This is a genomic window from Bifidobacterium panos (genome assembly GCF_012932445.1).
Lineage (GTDB): Bacteria > Actinomycetota > Actinomycetes > Actinomycetales > Bifidobacteriaceae > Bifidobacterium > Bifidobacterium panos.
Window position 1 is genome coordinate 1 of record NZ_JAAIIJ010000032.1, and the last position, 4,212, is coordinate 4,212.

Genomic DNA, 4,212 nt, shown 5'->3' on the forward strand with positions numbered 1-4,212 from the left:
TTATTTTTTTTTTTTTTCAACTGAGAAGACCGCATACGAGATATTGACCGCTCTCGTGGGCTCGGAGATGTGTATAAGACAAAGCCCCAGTACACCGGCCGGCCGGATATTCCGGCCGGCCGGTGTACTGGGGTTTCCTCCTCCCCCGATTCGGGAGGGCGCTTTTCGCGCGCGGGTTCGCGCGGGAAAAGCGTCTTCTGTTGGGGGAGGGTTGGTTGAAGAATAAAGGAATTTTTAGGAGTTTCTTATGGTGAGATTTTCATCTCATGATGGTTTGGGGCGCTGGCTGGCGGCCATACCGGCCGCCATACTGGCCATGCTGATGGTGCTGGCGGTGGCCGTGCCTTCCGCATGGGCGGAAGGCGACGGCGACGAGGCCACCAAGCCGGAGATCACGCTTAAAGCGGATCAGAAGACCTTCCTCGGCTTGGGCTCGAAGACCGAGGGCGCGTCGTATAAGCTGGAGCAGGCTGAGGTGGGCGGCAAGGCGAGTTCGTATGTCGTGGTGCAGGTCGACTCCGGCTACTTTGTACCGAACCTGAAGATGCCGACCGGCGCGACTGCCGTGGACGGTTTGAACGAGAAGAACGAGTATACGGCCCCGGCTGCCAACGGCAAGTACACGTATGTCACGTTCAGGTCGGCGGACAACACCGCGAGCATACAGCCTGCGGATTTGCAGACGTATTTGCGTGGTCTGACGTTCTATACGGACGCTTCGGAGAACAAGACGCAGAACATCACGGTGAGCGCGGCGAGCGAGCCGTTGAAGATCGAGGACTCGACCGGCAACGATACGAACTATAGCGTGACCCTGTTCAACGGCCACGCATACACGTACGTCAACACGAAGAAGAATTGGGATGCCTCGTATGCTGCTGCGAAGACCATATCGTTTCTTGGTCAGAAGGGTCATTTGCTGACTATTGAGTCGGCTCAGGAGCATAACCTGATTTACAAGTCGTTTAACAATCAGTCTGGTTGGATAGGTGCGACGCGTTGGACGTCTGCGAAGCATGCGGGTGATAATCCCGCTGATACGTTCTCTCTCGACAATGATGGTGAGTCGGATTGGGGTACGGCTTGGTATTGGGTGACGGGCCCAAACGCCGGTCAGATGATCTGGACCAACTCCACGGCGAAGAACGGTCATGCTGTCGATGGCGTATACACCAACTGGAACGTTGGTGGTATATACGCAGAACCCACCGGCTACGGCGACACTGAGGAAGGTGTTGCCTTCTATGGTTTTGGATCTGCGGGTCAGTGGAATGATGGACCAAATGTCAGCAGCTCCGTTCCTGGTTTTTATGTTGAGTTTGAGGGTTTCAAGCTTGATGAGACTGAAACTGGTATGATTGCGTCTGCTGCTGTTGATCCTGTTGATGTGACGTATAGCCTGGATGCTCGTGTGACGACGACTGACACGTTGAAGCGTGCTGTGGTTGGCGAGTCGTATTCTGCGACGTTGACTGCTTCGGAGGGTTCGTTGGATTCTTCGTTGGTGTCGGTGAAGGTCCAGAATGGCGATGCGACCACGACGTTGGTGAGTGGTACGGATTACACGTTCGACGCTGACGGTGACAGTGGCCTGTTGAAGATTCCGGGCGATAAGGTGACTGGTGCGATTGAGATTACGGCGACGGTTGGTCGTACGGTGGAGTTCGTTCTCGGCGTTGAGGGTTATGGCGAGATGAAGAACGGTACGCCTGAGTCGTTGGTGGTGACGAATGGTTTGGCGGTGTCGAAGGGTGCGGACTATGCGCTTCCCGAGGTGAACGTGACGGATGCGGGTACGAAGGCTGGTAAGAAGTTTGCCGGTTGGCGTCTTTCCGCGACCGATGAGGGTACTTCGACCGGTTCGGATGATGGTTTGTTCTCCCCGACGGCCGCTGGCGCGTGGGTGGTCAGGTCGGATGCGACGTTCAAGGCCGAGTACGTGGATGCGGACCGGGTGACGGTTCAGTTCGATTACGCCGGCGGCACGGCTGATAACGCGTCGTCGAAGACGTTGTCTGGTTTTGAGGGTGTGGAGTATGATGTGCCCGCCCCGACGCGTGCGGGTTATGAGTTCGCTGGTTGGACCACGACCGCGAAGGATGTGACCGTCCCGTCCAAGACGGACACGAAGGCGGCGTATGAGGCTGATGTGACGTTCAAGGCCGAGTGGACGGCGAAGGACAACACGGTGACGTTCGCCAAGGGCGACAACGGTTCGTTCGCCGGGGATGCGAAGACGTCGTTCACGGTGAAGTCGGGCCAGAAGGTGGAAACCGGCAAGGACGACGAGGACGGCGAGTACGCCGAGCCGACCGTCACGCCGAAGGCGGGCTGGTCGTTCACGGGTTGGCTGTGCGACGAGAACCAGCGCGTGTATTCGACGGGCGAGGTGAAGGACTATCTGGTGTCGGGTGCGGCGAGTCCGGTGACGTTCACGGCGCAGTATGCGAAGAACGATGGTTCGACGGTGGTGTTCAACGCGAACGGCGGCACGGTTTCGGGCGAGTCGAGCAAGGTCGTCTCCGGTCTGATCGACCAGACGTACGACGTGCCGGAGAAGACCGACATGAAGCTCGACGGTTACGAGTTCAAGGGCTGGCAGGACGCGGACAAGAAGGACGTGACCCCGACTGGCACGTATGCGACCGCGGGTGTGACGGTGTACACGGCCAAGTGGCAGGCCCAGGACCAGACGGTGACGTTCACGGTGAAGAACGAGACCGAGGGCGAGGCCGGCGACGGCACGCTGGACACGGGCGTGAACCAGTCCCTGACGGTGAAGACCGACCAGGCGCTGAACACCTCGACGGAAACGTATAAGGCTCCGACGGTGACGCCGGTGGCGGGCAAGGAGTTCGTGGGTTGGAAGTCCAGCCTGGACAACGCGGTGTACCAGCCCGGCCAGATCGCCAGCCTGGTCGCCAAGCCGGGTTTGGGTTTCACTGCGGTGTATAGGGATTTGCCCGAGGTGACGGTCACGTTCGACTACAACGGCGGCACGCTGAATGGTGAGACGTCCTCGACGCTCACGGGCGTCAAGGACACCGCCTACACTGACGGCGACGCGGTGCCGACCAATGTGACGCGTGATGGTTACGAGTTCAAGGGCTGGACGCTGGACGGCAAGGACGCGACGCCGACGGGGAAGTACGAGTCGGCGACGTACAAGGCCAAGTGGCAGGCCGCGGACGTGACGGTCACGTTCAACGCGAACGGCGGCACGCTGGACACGGGCGTGAACGAGACCCTGACGGTGAAGACCGGCTCGAAGCTGGACACCACGACCAAGGAAACCTACGTGGAGCCCACGCTGACCGCGCCGGCTGGCAAGAAGTTCACCGGCTGGCTGTCCAGCGCGGACAACGTGTTGTACCAGCCCAGCCAGATCGCCGGCCTGCCGGCCGCGTATGGTTTGACGTTCACCGCCCAGTACGTGGACCTGCCCGATGCGACGGTGACGTACGATTACAACGGCGGCAATGTCGATGGCGCGACGTCGCTGACGTTGTCGGGTACGGCGAACGGCGAGTACACGGCCGGGGACGCGGCGAAGGCCGCGAAGGAGCCGACGCGCGCGGGCTACGAGTTCGCGGGTTGGGACACGCCCCCGTCCGGCAAGTACGTGAACGTGAAGTATACGGCGCAGTGGACGGCGAATGAGAACACGGTCACGTTCAAGGATGGCGATCACGGTACGATCGCCGCGGGCGAGCAGACCCAGTGGAAGGTGAACACCGGCAGTGCCGTGAACGGCAAGCCGGCCGCGCCGACCGCTGATGGTGGTTACCGTTTCACCGGCTGGCTGTGCGACGAGGACGACAGGGTGTACTCGCAGGACAGCGTCGACAAGTACATCGTCGCGGGTACGAACGAGGGTGCGAAGGCCGGGACGGTGTCGTTTACGGCGCAGTATGTGCCGGAGTCGAGTGTGCAGGTGTTGTACAACTACGCCGGCGGCCTGGACGCGGACAACAATTCGTCTCTGGTGCTGACCGGCCGTGACGGCCAGGAATACACCACGGCGGATAAGGCGAAGGTCCCGACCTCGTTGTCTCGCACCGGCTACACGTTCAAGGGCTGGGACAAGGAGTTGTCCGAGACGTATAAGTCCGTGACGTATACCGCCGTGTGGGAGAGGACCGTGAACACGGTCGTGTTCGATAAGGGCGACGGCACCGGTTTGACCGGCGAGTCGACCTACCAGGTGTCTTC

The 4,212-nt window shown here is 60.2% G+C and carries 1 protein-coding gene; it reads left to right on the top strand.

What is annotated here, in order from left to right:
* Positions 1-247: 247 nt before the first annotated feature.
* Positions 248-4,212 (top strand): InlB B-repeat-containing protein (locus tag G1C94_RS07440; protein ID WP_172147121.1); only part of this gene is annotated, 3,965 nt, incomplete at its 3' end.